A 25,904-nucleotide genomic window follows, 5' to 3' on the forward strand; every position below is an offset into this window, starting at 1 on the left:
GCAGTGCCCGCCCGCCCCGGCAGACGGCCTCACGTTCGGGGCCGCCCCTCAGGTGGATTCAGGATCAGCGCAGCGTGAGGTTGTCGCTGACGATGCGCGGTGTCACGAAGATGAGCAGCTCGGCGCGGTTGTCGCGGGTTTCCGTGTTGCGGAACAGGAAACCGACATACGGCAGGTCGCCGAGGAACGGCACGCGCGACTGGGTGCGGCGTTCTTCCTGCGTGTAGATACCGCCGATCACCACCGTGCCGCCGTTCTCGACCAGCACATCGGTCTTGACGTGCTTGGTGTCGATGGCCACACCGGCGCCGGTGGCCAGCTGGGTGTTTGGCGTGTCCTTGTTGATGTCGAGCGCCATCTGAACGCGGCCATCCGGCGTGATCTGCGGCTTCACCTTCAACATCAGGTTGGCCTTGCGGAAGGAAATGCTGGTCGCGCCGGAGCTGGTGGCCTGCTGGTACGGAATTTCGACGCCCTGCTCGATCAGTGCTTCATTCTGGTCGGAGGTCATGACTCGCGGGCTTGAAATCACCTTGCCCTTGCCGTCCTGTTCAAGAGCGGACAGTTCGAGGTTCAGGAAGCGCGTCGCTGCCGAGTTGAACAGCACGAATGACAGCTGACCCGGCGAGCGGCCGCTGATGTTCGACGCACGCAGATTGACGCCCAGCGAATCCGTCGTGAAGTTGGGCTGCGTCTGGACCTGACCGGTCTGGAAGCCGGTCGCCAGTGAAGAACCTCCGATGTTCAAACCGGCACGTCCAAGTTGCACCGATCCGGACTGTGCCTGGTTCAGACCCAGACGCGCACCCAGGTTCTTGGCGAAGTCTTCGTTCGCTTCAACGATGCGCGCTTCGATCAGCACCTGGCGGGTGGCGATGTCGAGTTCGCTCAGGATGCGGCGGATGTCCTCAAGGCGGCTGGGAATATCGGTCACGATCAGCTTGTTGGTGCGCACGTCCATAACGATCGAACCCCGCTTGGACAGGAAACGCTTGTCCTTGTCGTCGGTGATCGCCTTGTGCAGCACATCGGCCTTGTGATAGTTCAGCTGGAAGGTTTCGGTGCGCAGCGGCTCGAGTTCGCTGACCTGCTGCTGGCTTTCCAGAGCAAGTTTTTCCTTGGCCGACAGTTCGTCGCGCGGCGCGATCCAGATCACGTTTCCGGTCTTGCGCTTGTCGAGGCCCTTGGCGTCGAGAATGATGTCGAGCGCCTGATCCCACGGCACATCCTTCAGACGCAGGGTGAGCGAACCGCCCACAGTGTCCGACGTGATGATGTTGTTGTCGGTGAAGTCGGCAATCACCTGAAGCACCGAACGGACGTCGATGTTCTGGAAGTTCAGCGACAGCTTCTCGCCCTGGTAGCCGGGCTTGCTGCCCTGAACCAGCTTGTTCGGATCTTCGACCAGCCGCTTCACTTCGAGGATGAACTGATTCTCGCTCTGGTAGGCGTTGTGCTCCCACAGGCCGGTCGGCGTCACGGTGAGGCGCGTGTTGGCGCCCGAGCGCACGACTTCCATCTGGGTGATCGGCGTGCCGAAATCGGTCACGTCGTAGCGCTTCAGGAATTCGTCGGCCACCGAGGCGCGCAGGAACTCAACCACCAGTTTGGAACCCTGCTGACGGATATCGATGCCGGTATTCGGGTCGGACAGTTCGACCACCACGCGGCCTTCGCCATCCTTGCCGCGACGGAACCCGACGTTGCGCAGCGTCTGCGCGTCCTGCGACACACCCGGCTCCGCAAAGCGCGACACATTGTCGGACTGGGCGACCGCCTCGGAACTGGCCGGCATCGCGAGGCTGATGTAGAGATCACGCCCGGAAATGCGGGTATTGAACGGCGACAGCTTGTTCAGATTCAGCACCAGACGCGTGCGATCGCCGACTTCGACGATGTTGTAGCTGCGCAGATGCGCCTCGTTCACGGTCTGCGAGTTGCGCCCCACGGCATTGCCTGTCGCGGGAAAATCGAATGCGACGCGCGCGGGCGATGCGACGCTGAAGTTGGCCGGTACCGCAGGCAGTTCGGTTTTGGTGGTGACTTTGATCAGCACCTCGCCACCTTGCTGCGACACCAGAATGGATTCGATGCTGTTGGGCTGGCTCTGGGCGAGCGCCGCAACGGGTATCAGGCTTGCGCCAAGGGCCACGATCAGGCATGCGATCTTGCGGACGAAATTCATTTGTTTGTCTCCTGCTCCAGCAACTGGAGCGTACTGGTACGTTCGACCCATTCGCCGTCCGCGTCCTGAACGATTTCCTTGAGGGTGATGCCATCATCCGCAATGGCCGTGATGACACCGAAATTCTGGCCCATGTAATTCCCTGACCTGACCCGGTGCAGTGTCGTGTCGGCCTTGATCAGCGCATACGCGATCTTGCCTTGCTGCAGCACGCCGACCATGGCAAGCGAATCAAGCGGGTATTGCTCGAGCGGCTCCTTGCGGCGATCGAGATCCGGGCCCACACCGCCCCCGCCCCCACCCTTCTTGCGCTCGGGTTCGATCTTGGCCTGACTGAACGGATCGACAAGCGACCCGGTTTCGTAGGCCACAATGATCGAAGGCTTGATTTCGGGCAGTGGCTTGACCTGTCCCTTCAGCCCCAGGGTGCTCTGTTCCATCCATGCGCGCAGATCCTGATGGTCCTCCGAACCGCAGGCCACCAGACCACTGCACAGCATGGCGAGGGTGAATGCGCGCTTCACTTCTTGTTCCCCTTTTCGCGCTCTGCCTTTTCGCGTTTCACGCGGGCCAGTTCTTCCTCGTCCAGATAGCGGTAAGTGGTCGCCACCGCATCCATTTTCAGCAATCCATCCTTGCCCGATTCAATGCCGATCGAGCCGATCGTGACGATCCGTGACAGCTTGGCCACGTCACCCGCGAAACTGCCGAGATCGTGATATCCGCCGGTCACCCGCAGCGTGATCGGCAGTTCGGCGTAGAAATCCTTGACCGCTTCGCTGCCCGGACGCCATATCTCGAACTGCAGGCCGCGACTCAGGCCGGCCTGACTGATATCCACCAGCAGCGATTCCATTTCCGCCTTGTTAGGCAGCTGCTTCAACAGGGCCCCGAAAGACCGGTCGATATCGTTCAGTTGCTGCTGATACTGTTCGAGATTGACTGCTTCACCCTTCTTTTGCAGCCACTGCTCCTTGAGCGCTTGCTCTTCGGCGCGCTTCTGCTCGAGCTCCACCATCAGCGGCTCCCACAGGAACCACCAGCCGGCAGCGACTGCTGCAATCAGCAGGCCGAGCAGCACCGCCAGTTTCGGCAGGATCGCCCAGTTGCCGACATCCTTCGGATCGAGGTTCTTGAAATCATCCCCGATGCGCGACAGATCGATCTTCAGCTGGATGTCCTTCATGTCTTCCTGCCTTTGGCGACGGTTTCGTCCGCGGCCCGCGTGATGTGCAGATCGAGGTTGAATTCGTTCATGCGACGCTTATCGACGTTCGACCCCTTGATTTCCACCAGCGTCGGCCGCTCGAGCAGGGGCGACGATTCGAGGTTGCGCATCAGGCTGGATACGCGGGCGTTCGACTGCGCGAAACCAATCAGATTGATCTTTCCGCCCTGCTGCGACACCTTCCGGATGTACACACCTTCCGGCACATTCTTGGCGAGTTCGTTGAACAGGCCGACCGCTTCGGACCGGTTGCCCTGCAAGGACTCGATGACCTGCTTGCGCTGGATCAGCGCGTCGGTCTGCTCGCGCAGACGCTTGATTTCGTCGATCGACTTGTCGAGCACCGCGATCTCGGTCTTCAGGAAGGCGTTCTTTTCATCCTGCGCCGACACATAACCACTGATCACGCCATTCACCAGCCCGACGATGAGCGCGCCGAACAGCAGTGTCGCGCCGGAAAACGCCACGAACTGCTGGCGTCTTGCCTTGCGCTTCTCCTCGCGATGAGGAAGCAGGTTGATCCGTATCATGCGTCGAACCTCCTCAAGGCGAGGCCGCAGGCCACGAGCAACGACGGGGCGTCCTGACTGAGCCGCTTTGCGGTGACCGCAGAGGACAGCTGCATGTCGACAAACGGATTGGCGATGCGTGTTTCCACCTGCGTGCGGTTGGCAACCACTTCATCGAGCCCCGGAATGACGGCGCAGCCGCCGGCGAGCACGATGTGGTCGACGCTGTTGTACTGCGTCGAGGTGAAGAAGAACTGCAGCGCGCGCGACACTTCGAGCGCGAGATTGTCCATGAAGGGGCGCAACAGATCGTTTTCGAAATTTTCCGGCAGCGTGTTGGTGCGCTTCGCGGCCTCGGCTTCTTCCGGACTCATGCCGTAGTTGCGCATGATGTCCTGCGTCAGCTGGTAGCCACCGAACGCCTGCTCGCGGGAATACACCGGCTGGTCGTTGCGCAGGATGATCACGTTCATCACGTTGGCACCGACATCGACCAGAACGATGTTGGTGTCCTTGCCGCCATCGGGCAGCTGTTTCTCGACCAGTTCGAACGCGGCCTGTGCGGCGTAGGACTCGACATCGACGACCACGGCACGCAAGCCGGCTGCTTCGGCGATGGCCACGCGGTCTTCCACCTTTTCCTTGCGCGACGCGGCGATCAGCACTTCGACTTCATCCGGGCTGCCCGGCGCCGGGCCGACCACCTGAAAGTCGAGATTCACCTCGTCGAGCTGGAAGGGGATGTACTGATTGGCTTCCGACTCGACCAGCACTTCGAGCTCCTGCTCGCGCTGATTGGCCGGAACGATGATCTTCTTGGTGATGACCGCTGCTGCGGGCAGCGCCAGCGCGACGTTGCGCGTCGACGTACCCATGCGCTTCCAGGCGCGGCGGACCGCGTCTGCCACGTCATCGAGCTTGGCGATGTTGCCATCCACCACCGAATCGCGCGGCAGGTTTTCGGTGGCATAGCGCTCGATGCGGTGCTCGCCTTTCGCTGTCCGCGACAGCTCGACCAGCTTGACCGCCGAGGACGACACGTCCAACCCCAGTAAAGGGCGCGCTCCCGGGTTAAAAATCGACAGGTCGAAGGCCAAGCTTTTTCCTTTTAAGACAGTGAATTAGACCCAATACTCACAATTTACATTAAGATGCTAGCAGCAAGGTATCGACAAGTAAACAAATTTTGGGTAGGCGCGACACGGGGCTTCTGCGGGTCCGCCGGCTATAATTCGCGCTTGTTGCCCGCCCGGAAATCCGTCCTCTTGCCCCCCGTCCTTCGCTGGTTCATCTACCCGTTGGCTGCTCTCGCGGGCTTGCTGCTCATCGGCGCCGCGCTTGCGTTGATCGTCGTGCTGCTTGCCTACCCGCAACTGCCGTCACTCGACATACTCACTGACTACCGGCCCAAGATCCCGCTGCGCGTCTACAGCGCCGACGGTCACCTGATCGGCGAGTTCGGTGAAGAGCGTCGATCGGTCGTTCCGATCGCCCAGGTTCCCGATTCGCTGAAGCAGGCCATCATCGCTGCCGAGGACGAGCGCTTCTATCAGCACTACGGCATCGACTACGTGGGCATCGCACGTGCTGCCCTGTCCAACATGACCACCTCCGGACGGAGTCAGGGCGCGAGCACCATCACCATGCAGGTGGCGCGCAACTTCTTCCTGTCCAGCGAGCGCACCCTGCGCCGCAAAGTCTATGAAGCCCTACTCGCGTTCAAAATCGAGAACAGCCTGACAAAAGACCAGATACTCGAGCTCTACATCAACCAGATCTATCTGGGGCAACGCGCCTACGGCTTCGCTGCCGCGTCCAGAGCCTATTTCGGCAAAAACCTCGCAGACCTTAGCGTTGCGGAATCGGCGATGCTGGCCGGGCTGCCGAAGGCGCCGTCAAAATACAACCCGGTCGTCAATCCAAAGCGTGCCGCGCTGCGTCAGGCCTACGTGTTGCGCCGCATGAAGGACCTCGGCTACATCGACGACGCAACGCGGACGGCCGCGGTCGAACAGCAACTGCCGGTGCGCCGCGACGGCGCCCAGTCCGAACAGCGCGCGGACTTCGTGGCAGAGATGGCGCGCCAGATCGCGGTGGAGAAATTCGGCGAAAATGCCTACGGACTCGGACTGCGTGTCGTTACGACCATACGCCGCTCCGATCAGGCAGCGGCGATCGAGGCGGTGCGCAAGGGCGTGCTCGATTACGACCGTCGGCACGGCTATCGGGGCGCCGAGGCCTTCATCGACCTGAAGGACGTCGTCGCCGACGATGATGAAATGCTCGATGACCTGCTGCAGGACGTGCCGGATGCCGCCGGCCTGCACGCGGCCGTCGTGCTTGACGCCAGCCCGACGGCGATCAAGGTCTACAAGCGCGGCGGCGAGGTGCTCAAGCTCGGCGCCGACGCCATCCGGTTCGCTCGCCCGATGCTCGACGACAAGGCGCCGCCGGCACGGCGGCTGCGTCGCGGCGCGCTGGTGCGCGTAATGCCGGATAACAAACTGGGTTGGGTGATCGCGCAGATGCCGGAGGTCGAGGCAGCGCTCGTGTCGATCGACAGCGCCGATGGTGCCGTGCGTGCGCTGGTTGGCGGCTTCGACTTCAACCGCAGCAAGTTCAACCACGTGACCCAGGGCTGGCGTCAACCGGGGTCGAGCTTCAAGCCTTTCATCTATTCGGCCGCCCTGGAAAAAGGCTACTCGCCTTCGACGGTCGAGGAAGACACACCGCTCGTCGTGTCGGCAGGCGAAACCGGCAGCCAGAGCTGGCAGCCCAAGAACTACGACGGCAAGTACGACGGACCGATTTCGCTGCGCACCGCGCTCGCCAAGTCGAAGAACATGGTGTCGATCCGTGTGCTGCGTTCGATCGGGCCGCGCTACGCGCAGGACTACATCACCCGCTTCGGCTTCGAGGCGGCACGCCATCCGCCGTATCTGACGATGGCGCTCGGCGCCGGATCGGTGACGCCGTGGCAGATGGCGTCCGGCTACGCGGTATTCGCCAACGGTGGCTTCCGGGTCGAGCCCTACGTGGTGCGCGAGATCCAGGACAGCAGCGGCAAGGTGCTCGCGCGTTTCACACCGACCGCGCCGCGTGACGAATCACAGCGCGTGATCGACGCACGCAATGCCTACCTGATGGACAGCCTGATGCAGGACGTGGTGCGCCGCGGTACCGCAACGCGCGCGTTGCAGCTCAAGCGCAGCGATCTTGCCGGCAAGACGGGCACCACGAACGAATACCTCGACGCGTGGTTCTGCGGCTACCAGCCGTCGCATGTCACGGTTGCATGGATAGGTTTCGACACACCGCGCTCGCTCGGCCGCGGCGAAACCGGTGGTTCTGCCGCGCTGCCGATGTGGGTGGACTACATGCGCCACGCGCTGAAGGATGTTCCGGAGGAGCGCCTGCCCTTGCCCGACGGTCTGATCAGCATCAATGCCGGCGAGGACGCGCAGGGCAATCCGCGCACCGATCTGATGTACGAAGAACACATGCCGCCCGCCCCGGAGTCGATTCCGGACGAGCCCGAGGGCCCGGCGTCGGAAGGAGAAATACTGCCTGAGGCACCCGCTGTGCCTGTGCCGCCGTCCGGACCATCGCCCTCGGGTCACATCGTTCCCGGGTCTGCCGGGCTCGGCGGCACAGCCGACTTCAGGGCATCAGGCGTACCGGTTCGCCGGCCTGCTGGCTGAGCAGGGTTTCCAGTGCCTGCATCAACTCGGCGCCGTCGCGCGTACCGATCCAGCGACCGTCTTGCGGCCGGAAGTGAAAACCGCCCGAGCGCGCCGCCACCCAGATTTCCTGGGCGACGCCATGCCGGTTGATCACCATCTTCGAGCCGTTGGCGAATTCGAGCTCAAGAACGCCGCCGGCCTGCAGTTCATAGTCGATGTCGGCACCGCTGCGTTCGACGGCCTGCTCGATCGCGGCCAGCGTCGCATCGGCCAATTTGTTAAATTCGTTCTCATCCATTACCGGCTACCTGACATGTTTTCCAGCACGCTCGTGCGCATTGCCGCACTGACCCTGATACTCGCAGGCTGCGGCACCAAGGGTCCCCTGACCCTGCCGCCCAAGGACAAGATCCGCCCGCCTGCGGCCGCAGTCCCTGCTACGCCGGCGCCCGCTCCGGCAACGCCATCGAAGGATGATAGCAAGGCGCCTGCGCAATGAAGCACTTCGAAACCCGCAATGGCAACCTGTTCGCCGAAGGTGTTCCGCTCGAACGCGTTGCCGCTGAGTTCGGCACCCCGACCTTCGTCTATTCCCGCGCAGCGCTGACCGACGCCCATGCAGCCTACGCCGAGGCGCTGACCGGGCGCGACGCCATGCTGTGCTACGCGGTGAAGTCGAATTCGAACCTCGCCATCCTGAATCTGTTTGCGCGCCTTGGCACCGGCTTCGACATCGTATCGGGCGGCGAACTGGCACGCGTCGTCGCGGCAGGCGGCGATCCGGCAAAGGTCGTCTTTTCCGGCGTCGGCAAGACGCGCGACGAAATGCGCGCAGCGCTCGAACACGGCATCTACTGTTTCAACGTCGAATCCGAACCCGAGCTGCTCCGCCTCGCCGAGGTCGCCGGCAGTCTTGGCAAGTGCGCCCCGATTGCGCTGCGCGTGAATCCGGACGTCGATCCGAAGACGCATCCCTACATTTCCACCGGCCTGAAGTGCAACAAGTTCGGCGTGCCGATCACCGACGCACACGCGCTCTATCTGGCCGCGGCGAAGCTGCCGCAGCTGGACATCCGCGGCATCGCCTGTCACATCGGCTCGCAGTTGCTCGATCCGGCGCCGGTCGCCGAAGCAGCCGCCAAGGTCGTCGCACTGGCCGAAGCACTGAACCGTGACGGCATCGAACTGCGCCATCTCGATCTGGGCGGCGGTCTCGGCATCCTCTATGACGACGAGGCGGTACCCGCTACCCGCGACTATCTCGCGCCCCTGCTGTCCGTGCTGGCCGGTCGCAAGGAAAGGCTGCTGCTCGAACCCGGTCGTTCGCTTGTCGGCAACGCCGGTGTGCTGCTGTCGAAAGTCGAGTACCTCAAGCGCGGAGAGGACCGCAACTTCGCCATCATCGACGCGGCGATGAATGACCTCGCCCGCCCGGCGCTGTACGACGCGTTCCACCGCATCGCCGAAGTGCGCCCGCACGGCACGCCCGACACCTACGACGTGGTCGGCCCGGTGTGCGAAAGCGGTGACTTCCTCGGCCGCGCACGCCGACTGGCGGTCGAGCCGGAAGACCTGGTGGCGATCTTTTCCGCTGGCGCCTACGGCATGACCATGAGTTCGAACTACAACACGCGCGCCCGTGCGGCCGAAGTCATGGTGGATGGCGACACCTGCCACCTGATCCGCGCCCGCGAACGCATCGAAGACCTGTACGCGGGCGAGCGCCTGCTGCCGTGATGCGATGAGCGGGCCGACCGACGACACGCGCGAGCGGCTGCGGCTGGACAAGTGGCTGTGGGCGGCCCGTTTCTTCAAGACCCGCACCCTGGCGGCCGACGCGATCGACGCCGGCCGCATCCAGCTCAATGAGGCGCGCGCCAAACCGTCACGGGAGGTGCGCATCGGCGACCGTCTGGACATCCAGACCGGCGAGGTGCGTTACACGGTGATCGTGCAGGCACTGTCGGGCAAGCGCGGCCCGGCCGAGGTCGCACGCACACTGTACGAAGAGACGCCCGAAAGCATGGCCGCACGCGAAGCAGCCCGCGAGCAGCGCCGGTTGCAACCCGAGCCTTCGGTCGGCCTGCACGGCCGGCCGACGAAGACACAGCGCCGCGAAATCGACCGCCTGCGCGCTAAAATTCGCGGCGAATGAGCTGCAGCCCGACACGGGTTTCGCGGCGACCGGATTTTTGATCTGTTGAAAAGGAAACGAAATGTCAGAACGTATCGTGATGAAGATCGGTGAAGCCACCGTCTTCGCCAAGGAAGGTCAGTTCACTGACGCCATGCCGGAAATCGTCATCGGTTCGATCGACGGCCCGGTGGGCCAGGCCTTCGCCCAGATGATGGGTCAGACGGCCGGCCACACCCGCATGCTCGCCGTGCGAGACTGCAACCAGATGGCCAAGCCGGCGACGATGATGGTGCCCAAGGTAACGATCAAGAATTCGCGCACCGTCGAACTGCTGGGCGGCGTGGTGCAGTCGGCCACCGCCGATGCGGTCGTCGACAGCGTTGCAGAAGGCGTCATTCCGAAGGATCTGGTGGATGAGCTTGTCATCATCGATCTGGTGTGGCTGGACCCGAACGCGGTCAAGGACCCCAACCTCGACATGAAGGACCTGTACCGCACCAACTACGAAGCGATGAAGCTGGCCATCCAGCGTGCGATGACCGGCAAGCCGACGATGGAAGAGCTGATCGCCAACCGCCACAAGATCAAGCACTGCATGTACGACCCGGACGCCTGAACGCGGCGCGTCTATCAAGCGAAAGCCCCTGCAGTGTGCGGGGGCTTTTTTTTAGCCTGAACGTTTTCAAGCCAACCTTGTTTTGAGCTCCACCGGCATCCAGAATGAATGAAGCTTGGCCATTGGCCAGGCAGGGAGGACTGCCGATGGACATTCGGGCCGAAGCCACACCCGGGCGCGAGAACGCGGCAATGCCGCAAATGAGTGACGACGCATTCCGGCGCGTCGTCGAGTATGCCCCGAGCGCCATGGTGCTGGTCGATGACCACGGCATGATGGTGCTGGTCAATGAACAGACGGAAAGGCTGTTCGGCTATCCACGCGCTGAACTGATCGGCCGCTCGGTCGACATGCTGGTGCCTTTCGCCACGCGTGCGCACCACGCCGACTTCCGCCACAGCTTCCTCTCATCACCCAGCCCACGACCGATGGGTGGTGGGCGCGACCTGTTCGCCTGCCGCGCCGATGGCAGCGAATTCCCGGTCGAAATCGGTCTCAATCCGATGGACACAGGCAACGGCGTCATGGTGCTGGCGTCCATCGTCGACATCACCGAAAGACGCCGCGCGCAGCAGGTGCTGGAGCAGGCGCTGCTCGAAAAGACGGTGCTGCTCAACGAGGTGCATCACCGGGTAAAGAACAATCTTCAGGTCATCACCAGCCTGCTCAACCTGCAGGCCAACAATGCCGACGAACCGCGCGTGCGCGACATCCTGAACGAAAGCCAGAACCGTGTGCGCGCCATGGCGCTGACCCACCAGCTGCTGTACGAGCGCAAGGACTTCTCGCGCATGGACCTCGGCGATTATCTCGACCGTCTGGCTCAACTGTTGCGCGGCACCTACCGCAGCGGCTCGAATGGTGTCGAACTGCAGCTCGAACGACCGGCACAGCCGGTGTACCTGGATCTGGAGCGCGCCATCCCCTGCGGGCTGATGGTCAACGAGCTGGTCACCAATGCCTTCAAGCACGCCTTTCCGGACCAGCGCCGCGGCGACATCACCATCACGTTGTCTGGCGACGCACAGCGGCTGACACTCGCCGTGCGCGATGACGGCATCGGCCTGCCGGCCGATTTCGATTTCGAAGCGGTAAAGTCGCTCGGGCTTCAGCTGGTACCCCTGCTGATAGACCAGTTGCACGGCGAACTGCAGATACTGCCCGGGGGCGGTGCCCATTACCGCATCACCTTCCCGGCCGCCCTTCCGATACGAGGTACGTCATGAACGCCCCGCTCCCGATCAATCTGATGCTGGTCGAAGACGAACGGGTGATCGCCTTCGATCTGAAAAACCAGCTGCAGTCATTCGGATACCGGGTCGGCGCCGTGCTGGCCAGCGGCGAACAGGCCGTCGATCGCGTCGCCGACGTGGCCCCCGATCTGGTGCTGATGGACATTCATCTGGACGGAGCTCTGGACGGCATCGATGCCGCGCTGCAGATCCAGGCACGCTACCGGGTGCCGGTGGTGTTCCTTACCGCCTACGCCGAGGATGACACCCTCAAGCGGGCAATGGACTGCCGGCCATTCGGTTATCTGGTCAAGCCCTGCGAGGCGCGCGAGCTGCACGCAACGATACAGATGGCCCTGGCCCGCCGTGAAGTCGAAGCGAATGTGGAACGCAGCGAACAGCTGTTCAAGCTGGCGCTGGACGCCGCCTCGCTCGGCGTGCTGGAGTGGCACGCCGACTCTATGCGGCTGCACGGCGATGGCCATCTGCGCGGCCTGTTCGGCGACCGGCCGGTGCCGCTGGACGAAAGCTGGGACAGCTTCCTGTCACGGGTCGATCCGGAAGACCGGGCGCGCATCACCGAAGCGCTGAACGCGGCCCTGGAACGTGGCGACCCGGTGCGCATCGAGTTCCGCACGGCCGGCAACGGCGGGGTTCGCAGCCTGGAGGCACACGCCCGCGCATATGGTGAGTCGCACAGCGAACGGCGCATCGTCGGCATCCTGCAGGATGTCACCCAGCGACGGCACGACGAGGAGGCCCTGCGCCAGTCCAGCGTGGTGTTCCACACGACGGCGGAAGCCATCGTCATCTGCGACCGGCACCGGCGCATCGTCGCCGTGAACGCCGCCTACACCCGCATCACCGGCCACGCCGAACACGACGTGCTCTCGCTCGACCCCGAGCAGGTGCTCGGCACCGGTCATGACGACGCCTTCTATGGCGCACTGATCGCTTCCGCCGGCAGCGGTTACTGGCAAGGTGAGGTGCAGTGCCGCCGCGCATCCGGCGACAGCTTTCCCGCCTGGGAGAGCATCAGTGCGGTACGCAACGAAGGTGGCGAAGTCACCCACTTCGTCGCCGCACTGTCGGACTTCACGGCCATCCACCGGATCGAAGCCAAGCTCAACCATCTGGCACATCACGACGCGCTGACCGATCTGCCCAACCGGCTGTTGTTCGACGACCGCTTCGAACAGGCGATCGAACAGGCGCGTCGCCTGGAGCATCGCTGCATCCTTCTGTTTCTTGATCTGGACAGCTTCAAGGGGGTGAATGACACGCTGGGCCATGCCGTCGGTGACGACCTTCTGCGCACCGTGGCGCAGCGCCTGCGCGCGGTGTTGCGCCGCAGCGATACGCTGGCCCGACTGGGCGGGGACGAGTTCGTCGTGCTCACAGGCAGCGTCCAGCCGGAAGAAGCGTCCCGCCTCGCACTCAAGCTTCTCAATGCGCTGAACGAGCCGTTCGACCTGGGCAAGGAACAGATCCGGATCTCCGCCAGCATCGGCATCGCGGTGTTCCCGGACCACGGGATCGACCGCAACGTACTGATGCGCGCAGCCGACATCGCGATGTATTCGGCCAAGTCGCAGGGTCGCAACCGGTACCAGTTCTTTTCCGAGGACATGTCGGAGCGCACCCATGAACGCATGCAGATGGAGCAGGGCCTGCGGCGCGCCATCGATGCCGATGCGCTGCAGGTGCATTACCAGCCGCAGTTCCGTCTGGGCGACCGTCGCATCGTGGGCGTGGAAGCGCTGGTGCGCTGGCAGCATCCGGAATGGGGCATGGTGTCGCCGTCACGCTTCGTGCCGGTGGCGGAGGAAAGCGGCGTCATCGAGGCGATGGGGCTGTGGGTGCTGCGCCGCGCCTGCCACGACATCGTCGGACTGGCGGACGGCGAGGGCCATCAGATGCGGCTGGCAGTGAATGTGTCAGTACGCCAGTTCCTGCGTGACGACTTCGTCTCCCAGGTACTCGACGTACTGGCCGAAACCGGCTTCCCGGCTGCCGCGCTGGAGCTGGAAATCACCGAATCCACTTTGCAGGTGATCGAACGCAGCGCCGGCATACTCGACGCATTGAAGCGGCTCGGCGTATCGATAGGCATCGACGATTTCGGCACCGGCTACTCGTCGCTGAGCGTGCTGCGCGGTCTGCCGATCGACCGCATCAAGATCGACCGTTCCTTCATCGTCGATCTCACCGAAAGCGACGATGCGCGCGCCATGATCGATGCCATGCTCACGCTGGGCCGGTCGCTGCGCATGAGCACCATTGCCGAAGGCATTGAACTCGACGCCCAGGCCGAACTGCTCGGCAGTCTCGGCTGCGCCGAAGGCCAGGGATTCCTGTTCGCGCGACCGATGCCGCTCGGCTCACTGCGACAGCTGCTCGCCGGACGGCACTGAGCGCGGCTCCAGCTTCACCCTATGCCGGCTCGACCGCCTCGACCGGCAGCGCTTCCAGATGGCGTCGCAGGATGCGGTAGTGGTCGTAGTCGAAGTGCGCGGCGACACCTGCCGGCAAGGCATCGGCTTCCTCGGCCGCGCTGCCCAGGTAGCACCAGTGGGACAGCCAGTGACGGTCGCCACGCTGAGTTCCGGGTCGTCGTTCGCGTACCACCACCCGGCCCGGCCACGGCCAGTCCGGTACGCGCAATCCATCCAGCGCGCTCATCAGCCGCAGATCGTGCTGCCGCGCGTCCTCGCGCCCGCAACACACGCCGCGACAGCGCTTGATCTGCACGTTCACACAGGCGGCAGTGCGTCTTTCGTGTCCTTGCAGGCCGATGCGCTTCGGGCACAGCTGCCACGCAGTCGCCATTTCGCGCAACGCCGCCATGCAGTCGCGGCGCGAACGGAATGGCCCGTACAGACCGCCCAGCTGCTGCGGCGCGACGCGGTCGAGATCGACCACGACCAGCGCCGCCTCTCCGGCAGCGACCGAGTTGCCCGGCCCCCCGCGCACGTGCAGCGCAACGGCCGGACCGGTTGCGCGTGCCGGCTTGTTGTACGGCGGCTGCAGCTGTTTCACGAGCTTCGCTTCGAGCAGCAGGGCGCCCAGTTCGCCGGCCGTTTCGGTCCATTCGACGCGCCGCGTTTCGCGCGCCAGACGCGCCGCCTGACCCGCCTTCTGCGGACCGTTGAAGTGGGACAGCACACGCGAACGCAGATTGCGGCTGCGCCCGACGAAAAGCGGGGTTTCGACCGGCGCCGGCAACAGGTCTGCGCCGACGCCGGGCGCAGCGGGTGCGCCGTAGAACAGATAGACACCGGGCGCCTCCGGCGGATCTCCCACGGCGCCCGGTGCGAAGCCGGGCACCGGCGAAGCGGTGAGCCCGGACTTGCAGATGGCCGCATCGATCTGCGCGACCGGAAAATCGCGCTTCACGATGTCGAGCACATCGCACACCACTCGAGCATCGCCCAGCGCGCGGTGACGCGCGTCGCAGTTCAGGCCCAGCCGTTCCATTACGGCATCCAGCCCGTGGCGCGGATGCCCGGGGTAGAGCGCGCGCGACAACTTGACCGAACACAGCACGCGCGGCGCGAAGGACAGCGACAGACGGGCGAACTCGTTGCGCAGGAAGCCGTGGTCGAAGCGCGCGTTGTGGGCGACGAACAGACGGTCATGCAGCAGCGTGGCCACCTGCTGCGCAATGTCGGCAAAACCTGGCGCCCGGCGCACCATCTCGTCGGTGATGCCGGTGAAACGCTGGATGTTGCCGGGAATCGGGGTGCCCGGATTGACCAGGCTGGACCATTCGACACGCTGGTCGCCGTCCACCAGCACGATGCCGACCTCGGTGATGCGATCGATCGCCGGGTCGCCGCCGGTCGTTTCCAGATCAACAACGGCCAGCGGCGTGTCGAGCAGGCTCATCGGACGAATGCGAACTTGTGCAGCGACGGATCCGGCTCCGGATTCAGTGCGCGTCGCCTGGCGTCAGGTCAGCCTGATACGGATAGGCCTTCTGCGGCACCTTGGCTTCGTTGAAACGGCGCTGGCTTTCGAGATCCTGCGGCTTGTCCCACCACAGCGCGCGCCCCTTGCGCTGCTCTTCAACCTGCTCCGGATTCTTTTCCAGGTACTCACGCATGAAACGCGTGTGATCCGATTCGTAATCAGCCACTTCAGACTCCAAAGAGAAAATTCGATGACTACTGCTGCGTGCCCCTGCGGCCTTCTTCGGCCTTTTCGCTGCCGGCACGCACCCTGTTGATGCGTACCACTTCCGGTACGCGACGCAAGCCCTTCATGATGCGCGCGAGATGCACGCGATCACTCACCTGCAGCGTGAAATGAATCTGCGTGTACAGGCTGCCGTCTTCTTCCATTCCGACATTCTGGATGTTGGCGCCGCACTCAGCGATCTCGAACGCCACCTTGGCCAGCACGCCCGGACGATTCGCCGACACGACGCGGATGCCGACTTCGAACACGCGACTGGTGTCGCGTTCCCACTCGACATCGACCCACTGGTCGCCTTCCTTGCGGTTGCGCCGCAGCGTCGGGCAGTCGTGCGCATGGATCATCAGGCCGGATCCCTTGCGCATCTGGCCGACGATGGGGTCGCCCGGTATCGGCTGACAGCAGCGCGCAATCTGCACCGCCATGCCTTCCGAACCGCGGATCAGCAGCGCGCTTTCAGGCACCTCAATCCCGCTGCCGGCCTCGCGCGCCGTCTGCAGCTCGAGCAGGCTGCGGGCGACGAAGGTGGCCGAGCTCTTGCCCTGGCCGATGTCGGCGAGTGCGTCCTTGCGGTTGCGGATATCCGCCGTTTCGAGCCAGTGTGTCCACGAAACATCGCTGATTTCGTCCGGCGTGACGCCGAACTGGCGCAGCGCCTGGGTCAGCAGCCGTTCGCCGAGCTGGGCCGATTCCTCGACCTGCATGTTCTTCAGGAAGTGGCGGATCTGCGCACGTGCCTTGCCGGTCTTCACATACCCCAGCCAGGCCGGATTCGGATTGGGGTGCGTCGCCGTGATGATGTCCACCTGATCGCCGCTGTTCAGTTCGCTGCGCAGCGGCATCAGCTCGTGATTGATGCGACAGGCCACGCAGCAGTGGCCGACATCGGTGTGCACCGCGTAGGCGAAGTCGACCGCCGTCGCACCGCGCGGCAGAGACATGATCTTGCCCTTGGGCGTGAACACGTAGACCTCACCCGGAAACAGGTCGATCTTGACGTGCTCGAGGAATTCGGCCGAATCCGGTGCAGAACTCTGCAGTTCGAGCAGTGACTGCAGCCAGCGGTGCGTATTGGCCTGCAGGTCATCCAGCGACTGTTCGCTGTCCTTGTAAAGCCAGTGCGACGCGACGCCGTTCTGCGCGATCTGGTGCATTTCGGAGGTGCGGATCTGAACTTCGACCGGCGTGCCGAACGGGCCGATCAGCGTCGTGTGCAGCGACTGGTAGCCGTTGGCCTTCGGGATCGCGATGTAGTCCTTGAACTTGCCCGGCACCGGCTTGTATAGCGCGTGCAGCGCACCCAGCGTCAGGTAACAGGCAGCCACGTCCGGCACGACCACGCGAAAGCCGTAGATGTCGAGCACCTGCGAAAAAGTCAGGTGCTTGTCGCGCATCTTGCGGAAGATCGAATACAGGCTCTTCTCGCGACCGAACACGTCGGCTTCCAGCCCGCGCTCGGGCAGGCGGGTCCGGATGGCGTCGGTGATCTTGCCGACCACCTCGCGCCGGTTGCCGCGCGCCGCCTTCATCGCGCGGTCGAGCACCCGGTAGCGAAGCGGGTACATGGCCTGGAAGGCCAGGTCCTGCAGTTCGCGATACACCGCATGCAGGCCGAGGCGGTTGGCGATCGGTGCGTGAATTTCGAGCGTTTCGCGCGCGATGCGCCGCTGCTTGTCCTGCCGCACGCTGCCGAGCGTGCGCATGTTGTGCGTACGGTCCGCCAGCTTGATCAGGATGACGCGCACGTCGCGCGCCATCGCCATCAACATCTTGCGGAAGTTTTCCGCCTGCGCGTCTTCCTTCGACTGGAACTCGATCTTGTCGAGTTTCGACACGCCATCGACCAGTTCGGCGACCACCTTGCCGAAACGTTCGGCGATCTCTTCCTTCGTGATGTCGGTGTCTTCCATCACGTCGTGCAGCAGCGCGGCACACAGCGCCTGGCTGTCGAGTTGCCAGCCGGCGAGGATTTCCGCCACTGCGACCGGATGCGACACGTAAGGCTCGCCGCTCATCCGGAACTGGCCTGCGTGGGCGCTGGCGGACAGCGCGTAGGCATCGCGCACGCGGTGCACGTCCTCTTCCCGCAGATAGGCGGAAATGGACCCGATCAGGCGATCGAAGTCTCCGCCGTGGGGACCGGCGGGATTGCCCGCATGGGGATCGTTGTCAGCCAGACCGAGGGCGACAACGGGTGCTTCAGGCGAAGGCTGTTTGACCGGGGTGGGCATGAGTATGTCGTCCACCGGCCGCATGGTTCAGTTCAGTGCCTGAGGCCCGGTCTCATCAGACCTGGCCCCGGTTCAGGATTTCGACGCCGAACTTGCCGGCGGCGATCTCGCGCAGCGCAACCACGGTGGGCTTGTCGTTCTCGGCTTCGACCTGCGGCGTGCTGCCGGCAGCGAGCTGACGCGCACGGACGGTAGCCGCCAGCGTCAGCTGGAAGCGGTTGGGGATGCGCTTGAGACAGTCTTCAACAGTGATGCGTGCCATGTTCAGTCGATGCCCAGTGATTTGAATGTTTCAGGATGCTGCGCCATCTGGCTGGTCGTCAGCAGGCGCGCGGCCTGCACGACAGTCACCAGCTCAGCTTGAGCTTGACTCAGTATGTCATTGATTATAACGAAATCGAATTCGTGAAGATGACGTATCTCGTCGCGCGCCGCGGCCAGCCGACGCTCGATGACGTCGGCAGCGTCCTGTCCGCGCCCGTTCAGCCGCGCGGACAGCGCGTCAAGGGAAGGCGGCAGGATGAAGATACCGACCGCGTCGGGGAACAGCGTGCGCACCTGCTGCGCGCCCTGCCAGTCGATTTCCAGCAGTACGTCACGGCCTGCCGACAGCTGTTCGTCGAGCCAGTGGCGCGACGTGCCATAGCAATTGCCGTGAACCTGGGCCCACTCGAGAAAGTCGCCCGCCGTGCGCATGGCGTCGAAAACAGCGGCGGACACGAAATGATAGGCCACGCCGTCGACTTCACCCGGGCGCGCGGCGCGCGTCGTGTGCGAGATCGACAGCTGTATCCGGAGGTCGCGTTCGAGCAGACCGCGCACCAGCGTGGTCTTGCCGGCGCCAGAAGGCGCACTGACGATGAAAAGCAGGCCGCGGGTTGCCATGATTGCAGTCTTGGAGGTTGTGAGCGGGATCGTTGCGATGGCGCTGCTCCGCGGACGAAGAGCCAGACGGGAACAGTGCGAAATTGGGGATTCTACTGGTGCCGGCGCTGCAGATCACGCCGTGCCATCCGATCCGGGCCTGCAGGAGACAGTTGGAGAAAACACCGCTGGTCGGACAGAACGCCCGGGAACACACGTTCACGGGATCCTGCCGACCAATGACCATCTGCCATCACGGCGCAAGAATCCGCTGCAATGATGTTGATGCTGGCCTGTTTGCAGCACACCGCGCGCCTGCGCGGAGGCGTTCATCACACACAAGGGCCCGGTATGGCTAACAGCAACAAGGGCGTGCTCAGCGGCAAGCGCGCACTGATCATCGGCATCGCCAACGAAAACTCGATCGCATGGGGCTGCGCGCGCGCGCTGCACGCGGCAGGTGCTGAACTGGCGATCACCTACCTCAACGACAAGGCGAAACCCTTTGTCGAACCGCTCGCGCAGGAACTCGGCGCCGAACTGCTGCTGCCGCTCGACGTGTCGGTGGTGGGTCAGATGGAGGACGTGTTTGCGGCGATCCACGCCACCTGGCGTCGCCTGGACATTGCGCTGCACTCGATCGCGTTTGCGCCCAGGGAGGCGCTGGCCGGCGGTCTGATCGATTGCCCGGCCGATGCATTCGCCAGGGCCATGGACGTGTCGTGTCATTCCTTCATCCGCATGGCGGGCATGGCGGCACCGCTGATGACTGAAGGCGGCTCACTGTTCGCGATGAGTTACACCGGTGCCAACAAGGTGGTGCCCAACTACAACGTGATGGGTCCGTGCAAGGCGGCGCTCGAAGCGTCGGTGCGCTATCTGGCTTTCGAGCTCGGTCCGAAGGGCATCCGGGTGCATGCCATTTCACCCGGGCCGCTGCGCACCCGGGCGGCGTCCGGGCTCAAGGAATTCGACGAACTGCTGTACGAAGCAGTACAGAAATCGCCGATCGGCGAGCGGGTCGACATCGACGATGTGGGTGTCGCCCTGACCTATCTCGCCACTGACTATGCGCGCCGCCTGACCGGCTCGACCTTCTACGTGGACGGCGGTCACAACATCATGGCTTGATGCGGATGCAGGCCCTGGGCGCGCCCGGCTGAACCGGGTCCCGGACAATCAGCCGCGGCGCGTACTTTCCCGACAATACCGATACACCCCGAACGCGGACAGCTCATGAACCACGTCACCGATCCCGATTCGCTCTGGATAGAAAACCGCACGTACGACGAGATCGCCGTAGGCGACTCGGCCACCCTGTTGCGCACGCTGCGCCACGAAGACATCCACATGTTCGCCATCATGTCCGGCGACATCAATCCGGCCCACGTCGATGCCGAGTACGCGCGTTCGTCCATCTTCACCGAAGTCATCGCCCATGGCATGTGGGGCGGCGCCCTGATCTCCACCCTGCTGGGCACCCAGTTCCCCGGTCCCGGCACGATCTACGTCGACCAGACCCTGCACTTCAGCCGCCCGGTTCGGGTCGGCGACACCGTCACCGTGACCGTGCGCTGCGATCGCAAGTTCGATCACAACCGGCACATGATCCTCGACTGCATCTGCATCAACCAGCATGGCGAGAAGGTGATTCACGGTACGGCGGAAGTACTGGCGCCGAGCGACAAGGTCCGGCTGGTCAAGACGGAGTTGCCGGAATTCCGGCTGTCCGACACGAGGAAGACGCGTTTCGAACGTCTGATGCAGATCACGCACGGCCTGACGCCGATTTCGATGGCGGTGGCGCATCCCTGCGACGCGGAATCGCTGCGCGGCGCCCTGCTGGCGCGTGACCGTGGCCTGATCGTTCCGACGCTGGTCGGCCCCGAGCCGAAGATCCGCCGGATCGCCGAGGAGTTCGGCATGGATCTCGGCGATTGCCGGATCGTCGACACCCTGCACAGCCATGCCTCGGCCGAGCGCGCGGTGGCACTGTGCCGCGCCGGCGAGTGCGAAGCCCTGATGAAGGGCAGCCTGCACACCGATGAACTGGTCAGTGAAGTGATCCGCAAGGACACCGGCCTGCGGACGGCACGCCGCATGAGCCATGTGTACGTGATGGACGTGCCGACCTATCCGCGGCTGATGCTGATCACCGATGCGGCGATCAATGTGGCGCCGACGCTGCTGGAAAAGGCCGACATCGTGCAGAACGCGATCGACCTTGCGCACATCCTGCACATTCCGGAGCCCAGGGTCGCCCTGCTTGCCGCGGTCGAAACGGTCAACCCGGCGATGCCGTCGACGCTCGACGCCGCAGCATTGTGCAAGATGGCGGACCGCGGTCAGATCCGGGGCGGGCTGCTCGATGGCCCGCTGGCCTTCGACAATGCGATCTCGGCCGCAGCGGCGCTCACCAAGGGCATCCGGTCGGTGGTGGCCGGACAGGCCGACATCCTGGTGGTGCCCGACATCGAGTCGGGCAACATGCTCGCCAAACAGCTGGAGTACCTCGCCGAGGCGCTGTCTGCCGGCATCGTGCTGGGCGCCCGCGTACCGTTCGTGCTGACAAGTCGTGCCGACTCCGCCGAGACGCGGACGACTTCGACCGCCATCGCCGTCGTCATGGCACACGCAAAGCGCAATGCAGTGACCCGGAGCGATGCATGAGCGATGCCGTGCTGACGCTCAATGCCGGCTCCAGTTCGGTGAAGTTCGCGCTGTTCGCGCTGCCGGCGAACCCCCGCGACGTGCCGCAGCAAGCCCGCATGACCGGCCGCATCGATGGCATCGGAGCGGCCGGTCGGCCGCTCCGCCTGACGGCAGAGGATGCGGCGGGCAACCGGGTGGAGGATGTCGAGCTGCCCATCGAGGGGTCGGCGGAACTGCAGCACCGCGAGGCGCTGCGCCGTCTGGCGCACTGGCTTCATGACTGCGATGCCGGATTGCGCATCACGGCGGTCGGTCATCGCGTGGTGCACGGCGGGCGGCAATTCTCGGCACCTGTCCTGCTCGATGCGCAGGTGATCGCCGCCTTGCGCGATCTGGTTTCCCTTGCGCCCCTGCATCAGCCGCACAACCTGGCCGGCATCGATGCAATGGCCGGTGCCTTGCCCGGTGTGCCGCAGGTCGCCTGCTTCGATACGGCATTCCACCGCACGCAGCCGGACCTTGCACAGATGTTCGCGCTGCCGCGCCGGATCACCGACGAAGGCGTACTGCGTTACGGCTTCCATGGCCTGTCGTACGAATTCATCGCCGACGTGCTGCCGCAGCATCTGCCAGCCACCCAGGCCGACGGACGGGTGATCGTCGCGCACCTCGGCAACGGTGCATCGATGTGCGGCATGGTCGCGCGCAGAAGCCAGGCCACCAGCATGGGATTCACCGCGGTCGACGGACTGATGATGGGCACCCGCACCGGCAGCCTCGACCCCGGCGTACTGCTTTACCTGATGGAACAACACGGCATGGACGCGAAGGCGCTGACCCGCCTGCTGTACAGCGAATCCGGCCTGCTCGGCGTGTCGGGGCTGTCTTCGGACATGCGCACGCTGCTCGAATCGGATACCGCGGAGGCGGCGCAGGCCGTCGACCTGTTCTGCTATCGGGCAGTACGGGAAATCGGTTCGCTGACGGGCGCAATCGAAGGCATCGATGCCCTCGTGTTCACCGGCGGCATCGGCGAGCACGCGGCCGCGGTGCGCGAGCGGATCTGCCGGCCGCTCGCCTGGACCGGGCTCGTGTTCGACGCAGACGCCAACGCAGCGCGCGCGACGCGGATCAGCACACCCGCCAGCCGCGTGGCGGTCTGTGTCATCCCGACCAACGAAGAGTGGATGATCGCGCGCCACACGGCCGAGTTTCTGTCGTGAATCAATGGAACGAGGACCCCGCGCGCGCAGGTACAAATGCCCCGGGTGAAAGCGCTGTTCAACGGTTCGACCGGAAAGAGGCGTCCGTTACGAAAAGTCTGGACCCTTGGAACTGACCTGGCCATCCGGGACAGCGGCGCTGTTTCGGCGAAAGCCCGGACATGCGGTTGCAACCTTGCCTTCAAGCCCTCGTCATGCGAATGCCAAGCCTTGCTCGCCGGGAATCGAGGACGCGACACCCACGGCGACGACCCTCGCCGAATCGGCGTCAGCGCAACGCTGACAGACCCCGCTGCACACCTTGTCGCAGATGCATCCTGTCGCGCCAACCGCTGACGGCAGGGTAATCCGCCAGGTTCACGCCCGCGTAGTCCGGGGCATCGAGCCAGCCGAAGTTCATGATGTCGGCCACCGAGAACTCGCTTCCGGCCAGCCAGGGCACCTGCTGCAGCCGTGCCTCCAGCACCGCCGTGAGGCGATTCGACTCCTTGCGATAGCGCTCGATGGCAAAGCCCACAGGCTCTGGTGCCGACCGTGTGAACCAGCCGGCCTGGCCGAACATGGGACCGATGCCACCGATCTGGAAGCAGGTGTATTCAAGGGCCCGCACGCGTTCGACCGGGTCGGTCGGCATGAGCCCGCCGAACTTCCCGGCCAGATACCAGAGGATTGCGCCGGACTCGAACACCGACAAGGGCGTACCGCCCGGCCCGGCTGGATCGACGATGGCGGGGATGCGGCCGTTGGGGTTGATGCGCAGGAAGTCGGGATGCTTCTGCTCCTGCGCACCCAGGTTCAGGCGGATGACGCGGTAAGGCACGCCCAACTCTTCGAGCGCAATCGGCACCTTGACGCCGTTGGGCGTGTTTGCGGTGTAGACATCGATCATGTTGCGCACTCGAGGCAGACTTCCGGAAGCGGTGCGGGAAGCAGCAGCTTGTGCTGCGCGTCACGCAGCGCGGTTCGCAACCCTTCCTCCACCACCGGATGGTAGAACGGGCTGTCGAGCATCTGCTGAACGGTGTCGCCCCGCTGCACCGACCATGCCAGCAGGTGGCCCAGGTGCTCGGCGGCCGGGCCCAGCATCTCGGCACCCAGCAGGCGGCCGCTGCCTCGCTGGGCGTAGACCTGCAGCGCACCCTGGTTGCGGTCCATGACCCGGCTGCGGCCCTGGTCGGCAAACGATACTTCGCCGATCTCGAAGTCGGCGCCCGATGCCACCAATTCAGCGTGCGTGGCACCCACCAAAGCCATCTGCGGCTCGCTGAAGACCACGGCCAGCGGCGCGCGGCGCGGCCGCTGGCGCACGTCGGGCCAGCGGCCGGCGTTGTCGCCGGCAATGCGCCCTTCGTCGGCGGCCTCGTGCAACAGCGGCCGATCGTCTGCCGCATCACCCGCCATGAAGACGACGCTGTCGCCGACCTGACCGGTGCGGTGGTCGAATACCGGCACGCCTTGCGGGTCGAGCGGCAGCGCTGTGTTTTCGAGGCCCAGGCTGTCGACGTTGGGGAGGCGGCCGGTGGCGGCCAGCAGGAACTCGAAGCGCTCCTCCTCCACCCTGCCGTGCGAAAGCACGCTGCGCAGTGCCACCGCGTCACCCTCGCGACGGGGTTGCAGGTCCTGCACACCCAGCGTCAGCGGCAACTCGCCGCCGAACACCCCGCAGGCCAGCTCCTGCAGTGCCGGATGGGTCAGCGGGCCGATGCGGCTGCCGCGGCCGAAAAGCCGCACACGCACACCCAGACGATGCAGCGCCTGCGCCAGCTCAAGCCCGACCACACCGGTGCCCACGACCGCCACCGAGCCTGGAAGATCGGTCCAGCTGAAAACGTCGTCATTGACGATCAGGCGGTCGCCCAGATCTGCTCGCCAGGCCGGCGGCACCGCGGGTCGCGAACCTGTGGCAATGACGATGCGCTCCGCATGCAGGCACCTGGTGCCGGCGGGGCCATCGACGGCGAGCGTCTGCGTGTCGACGAAGCGGGCATGTCCCTGCCACCGGTGTGCGGCGGGCCACTGCTCCACGGTATCGACGACGAACCCGACAAAGCGGTCACGCTCGCTGCGCACGCGCGCCATCACGGCCCGGCCGTCGATGTCGATGCGCGGCACGTTCACGCCAAAGCGGCCGGCGTGCCGCGCCGAGTGCGCCACGTCCGCCGCCGCGATCAGCAGCTTGCTGGGCATGCAGCCCACGCGTGCGCAGGTGGTGCCGTAGACGTGGCTCTCGATGAGGATCACGCGCTCCGTGTGACGCAGCGCAGCGCGGTACGCAGCCATGCCCGCCGTGCCCGCGCCGATGATGGCCACGTCGGTCTGTATCGGTCGTGTAGCGTGTGTCATCGGCAGCCTCACAGGCCCAGGGCACTCAAGCCCGGGTGGTCATCGGGACGCCTCCCCTGCGGCCAGTGCATCAGCCGTTCGTCCGCGGGAATGGGCTTGTCGTTGATGCTGGCAAAGCGCATCTGCATCAAGCCATGATCGTCGAAAACCCAGTTCTCGTTACCGTAGGAGCGGAACCATTGGCCGGCGTCGTCGTGCCACTCATAGGCAAAGCGCACAGCAATGCGATGCCCGTCGTGCGCCCACAGTTCCTTGATCAGCCGGTAGTCAAGCTCGCGTGCCCACTTGCGTTGCAGAAAGGCCTGGATGGCTTCACGCCCGACCGGGAACTCGGTTCGGTTGCGCCACACGCTGTCGCAGGTGTAGGCAAGGGCGACGCGCTGCGGGTCGTGCGAATTCCAGGCGTCCTCCGCCAACCGCACCTTCTGGATCGCGGTCTCGCGGGTGAATGGGGGAAGGGGCGGACGGGATTCGGGGTGGTGGTTCATGATGGCTCCTGGGTATGACTACTACTGTGATCCGGCGCGCGCTGCCTGTGAACCACCGGGCACGGGAACACTGTGTTGCAAGCTGCGCAAGAGTCCGGGAGCCTGAATGCCGACCATCGACATCAGCCAGGCGGGAGTTCGAGCGGACTGGCAGCAGGCCATGACGGCCTTCTTCGCAGTGATGGAGACTGGGTGGCCATCACAGCCGCCATCGCGGGCTTGGGCGTTGCACGCCTGCTCGGTGACCAGGGCGCGGTCCGCCTGCGATCCGGCGCACTTGTGTCCGTGCTTGCACCCCAGGAGTCCGGTGATCTGC

Annotated in this window: 24 protein-coding genes; 10 read left to right on the forward strand and 14 right to left on the reverse strand. The window is 64.5% G+C overall.

The window, feature by feature from the left end; all coding sequences use genetic code 11:
- Window positions 1-64: 64 nt before the first annotated feature.
- The 5 genes from NMQ14_RS16465 to NMQ14_RS16485 are packed head-to-tail and all read right to left on the reverse strand — an operon-like array spanning window position 65 to window position 5,019.
- Window positions 65-2,185 (reverse strand): type IV pilus secretin PilQ, encoded by a 2,121-nt coding sequence (locus NMQ14_RS16465; protein ID WP_257097855.1) that lies wholly within the window; start codon window positions 2,183-2,185, stop codon window positions 65-67.
- The gene (locus tag NMQ14_RS16470; RefSeq protein WP_257097857.1) at window positions 2,182-2,709 is read right to left on the reverse strand and encodes a pilus assembly protein PilP; all 528 of its coding nucleotides are present in this window, start codon (window positions 2,707-2,709) and stop codon (window positions 2,182-2,184) included. Before NMQ14_RS16470 ends, NMQ14_RS16465 begins: the two co-directional genes overlap by 4 nt.
- Window positions 2,706-3,371 (reverse strand): type 4a pilus biogenesis protein PilO, encoded by a 666-nt coding sequence (locus tag NMQ14_RS16475; RefSeq protein ID WP_257097859.1) that lies wholly within the window; start codon window positions 3,369-3,371, stop codon window positions 2,706-2,708. The genes NMQ14_RS16470 and NMQ14_RS16475 overlap by 4 nt, the downstream gene beginning before the upstream one ends.
- Window positions 3,368-3,943: a PilN domain-containing protein gene (locus NMQ14_RS16480; protein WP_257097861.1), complete on the reverse strand. Its 576-nt coding sequence runs from the start codon at window positions 3,941-3,943 to the stop codon at window positions 3,368-3,370. The genes NMQ14_RS16475 and NMQ14_RS16480 overlap by 4 nt, the downstream gene beginning before the upstream one ends.
- Complete coding sequence (locus NMQ14_RS16485) at window positions 3,940-5,019, reverse strand: pilus assembly protein PilM (RefSeq protein ID WP_223300301.1); 1,080 nt, start codon at window positions 5,017-5,019, stop codon at window positions 3,940-3,942. Before NMQ14_RS16485 ends, NMQ14_RS16480 begins: the two co-directional genes overlap by 4 nt.
- A 168-nt stretch (window positions 5,020-5,187) precedes the next feature.
- Here NMQ14_RS16485 and NMQ14_RS16490 point away from each other — a divergent pair, with 168 nt between their 5' ends.
- The gene (locus tag NMQ14_RS16490) at window positions 5,188-7,623 is read left to right on the forward strand and encodes a penicillin-binding protein 1A (protein ID WP_257097864.1); all 2,436 of its coding nucleotides are present in this window, start codon (window positions 5,188-5,190) and stop codon (window positions 7,621-7,623) included.
- Here the strand turns inward: NMQ14_RS16490 and cyaY are convergent.
- Window positions 7,583-7,903, reverse strand: a complete 321-nt coding sequence (gene cyaY, locus NMQ14_RS16495; protein WP_257097866.1) for an iron donor protein CyaY — start codon at window positions 7,901-7,903, stop codon at window positions 7,583-7,585. The genes NMQ14_RS16490 and cyaY overlap by 41 nt on opposite strands.
- A 15-nt stretch (window positions 7,904-7,918) precedes the next feature.
- Here cyaY and NMQ14_RS16500 point away from each other — a divergent pair, with 15 nt between their 5' ends.
- From NMQ14_RS16500 to NMQ14_RS16525, 6 genes are all read left to right on the forward strand, one after another.
- Window positions 7,919-8,104 carry a lipoprotein gene (locus NMQ14_RS16500; RefSeq protein WP_257097869.1) on the forward strand — a complete coding sequence of 62 codons (186 nt, stop codon included), beginning with the start codon at window positions 7,919-7,921 and terminating at the stop codon, window positions 8,102-8,104.
- The gene (gene lysA, locus NMQ14_RS16505; protein ID WP_257097871.1) at window positions 8,101-9,342 is read left to right on the forward strand and encodes a diaminopimelate decarboxylase; all 1,242 of its coding nucleotides are present in this window, start codon (window positions 8,101-8,103) and stop codon (window positions 9,340-9,342) included. The genes NMQ14_RS16500 and lysA overlap by 4 nt, the downstream gene beginning before the upstream one ends.
- Window positions 9,343-9,346: 4 nt before the next feature.
- On the forward strand, window positions 9,347-9,760 hold the full coding sequence (locus NMQ14_RS16510) for an RNA-binding S4 domain-containing protein (protein ID WP_257097873.1): 414 nt from the start codon (window positions 9,347-9,349) through the stop codon (window positions 9,758-9,760).
- 61 nt (window positions 9,761-9,821) lie between these two features.
- Window positions 9,822-10,358 (forward strand): formaldehyde-activating enzyme, encoded by a 537-nt coding sequence (gene fae / locus NMQ14_RS16515; RefSeq protein ID WP_257097874.1) that lies wholly within the window; start codon window positions 9,822-9,824, stop codon window positions 10,356-10,358.
- 146 nt (window positions 10,359-10,504) lie between these two features.
- Window positions 10,505-11,584: a sensor histidine kinase gene (locus NMQ14_RS16520; protein ID WP_257097876.1), complete on the forward strand. Its 1,080-nt coding sequence runs from the start codon at window positions 10,505-10,507 to the stop codon at window positions 11,582-11,584.
- The gene (locus NMQ14_RS16525) at window positions 11,581-14,004 is read left to right on the forward strand and encodes an EAL domain-containing protein (RefSeq protein WP_257097878.1); all 2,424 of its coding nucleotides are present in this window, start codon (window positions 11,581-11,583) and stop codon (window positions 14,002-14,004) included. The genes NMQ14_RS16520 and NMQ14_RS16525 overlap by 4 nt, the downstream gene beginning before the upstream one ends.
- 19 nt (window positions 14,005-14,023) lie before the next feature.
- Here the strand turns inward: NMQ14_RS16525 and NMQ14_RS16530 are convergent, their stop codons facing one another.
- From NMQ14_RS16530 to gmk, 5 genes are read right to left on the reverse strand one after another with little or no spacing between them, the layout of a single operon-like run.
- Window positions 14,024-15,478, reverse strand: coding sequence for an exonuclease domain-containing protein (locus NMQ14_RS16530; protein WP_257097880.1), 1,455 nt, complete (start codon window positions 15,476-15,478; stop codon window positions 14,024-14,026).
- 43 nt (window positions 15,479-15,521) lie between these two features.
- Window positions 15,522-15,728 carry a DUF3460 family protein gene (locus tag NMQ14_RS16535; protein WP_257097882.1) on the reverse strand — a complete coding sequence of 69 codons (207 nt, stop codon included), beginning with the start codon at window positions 15,726-15,728 and terminating at the stop codon, window positions 15,522-15,524.
- Between the two features lie 28 nt (window positions 15,729-15,756).
- On the reverse strand, window positions 15,757-18,018 hold the full coding sequence (locus tag NMQ14_RS16540; RefSeq protein ID WP_257097885.1) for a bifunctional (p)ppGpp synthetase/guanosine-3',5'-bis(diphosphate) 3'-pyrophosphohydrolase: 2,262 nt from the start codon (window positions 18,016-18,018) through the stop codon (window positions 15,757-15,759).
- A 55-nt stretch (window positions 18,019-18,073) separates the two neighbouring features.
- The gene (gene rpoZ, locus NMQ14_RS16545; RefSeq protein ID WP_069038465.1) at window positions 18,074-18,280 is read right to left on the reverse strand and encodes a DNA-directed RNA polymerase subunit omega; all 207 of its coding nucleotides are present in this window, start codon (window positions 18,278-18,280) and stop codon (window positions 18,074-18,076) included.
- 2 nt (window positions 18,281-18,282) lie between these two features.
- Complete coding sequence (gmk, locus tag NMQ14_RS16550; protein ID WP_257097888.1) at window positions 18,283-18,903, reverse strand: guanylate kinase; 621 nt, start codon at window positions 18,901-18,903, stop codon at window positions 18,283-18,285.
- A gap of 330 nt (window positions 18,904-19,233) precedes the next feature.
- On the opposite strand from gmk, the gene fabI reads away from it, so the two are divergent.
- The 3 genes from fabI (at window position 19,234) to NMQ14_RS16565 (ending at window position 22,757) form a co-directional block, all read left to right on the forward strand.
- Complete coding sequence (gene fabI, locus NMQ14_RS16555) at window positions 19,234-20,013, forward strand: enoyl-ACP reductase FabI (protein WP_257097890.1); 780 nt, start codon at window positions 19,234-19,236, stop codon at window positions 20,011-20,013.
- A 105-nt stretch (window positions 20,014-20,118) separates the two neighbouring features.
- Window positions 20,119-21,552 carry a bifunctional enoyl-CoA hydratase/phosphate acetyltransferase gene (locus NMQ14_RS16560; RefSeq protein ID WP_257097892.1) on the forward strand — a complete coding sequence of 478 codons (1,434 nt, stop codon included), beginning with the start codon at window positions 20,119-20,121 and terminating at the stop codon, window positions 21,550-21,552.
- The gene (locus NMQ14_RS16565; protein ID WP_257097894.1) at window positions 21,549-22,757 is read left to right on the forward strand and encodes an acetate/propionate family kinase; all 1,209 of its coding nucleotides are present in this window, start codon (window positions 21,549-21,551) and stop codon (window positions 22,755-22,757) included. The genes NMQ14_RS16560 and NMQ14_RS16565 overlap by 4 nt, the downstream gene beginning before the upstream one ends.
- A gap of 268 nt (window positions 22,758-23,025) precedes the next feature.
- Here NMQ14_RS16565 and NMQ14_RS16570 read toward each other — a convergent pair whose 3' ends face one another.
- From NMQ14_RS16570 to NMQ14_RS16580, 3 genes are read right to left on the reverse strand one after another with little or no spacing between them, the layout of a single operon-like run.
- Window positions 23,026-23,646 carry a glutathione S-transferase family protein gene (locus NMQ14_RS16570; RefSeq protein ID WP_257097896.1) on the reverse strand — a complete coding sequence of 207 codons (621 nt, stop codon included), beginning with the start codon at window positions 23,644-23,646 and terminating at the stop codon, window positions 23,026-23,028.
- On the reverse strand, window positions 23,643-25,100 hold the full coding sequence (locus tag NMQ14_RS16575) for a dihydrolipoyl dehydrogenase (protein WP_257097898.1): 1,458 nt from the start codon (window positions 25,098-25,100) through the stop codon (window positions 23,643-23,645). Before NMQ14_RS16575 ends, NMQ14_RS16570 begins: the two co-directional genes overlap by 4 nt.
- 8 nt (window positions 25,101-25,108) lie before the next feature.
- Window positions 25,109-25,588 carry a nuclear transport factor 2 family protein gene (locus NMQ14_RS16580; RefSeq protein WP_257097901.1) on the reverse strand — a complete coding sequence of 160 codons (480 nt, stop codon included), beginning with the start codon at window positions 25,586-25,588 and terminating at the stop codon, window positions 25,109-25,111.
- Between the last annotated feature and the right edge of the window lie 316 nt (window positions 25,589-25,904).

Origin of the sequence: Methyloversatilis sp. XJ19-13 (assembly GCF_024580155.1) — a bacterium.
Lineage (GTDB): Bacteria > Pseudomonadota > Gammaproteobacteria > Burkholderiales > Rhodocyclaceae > Methyloversatilis.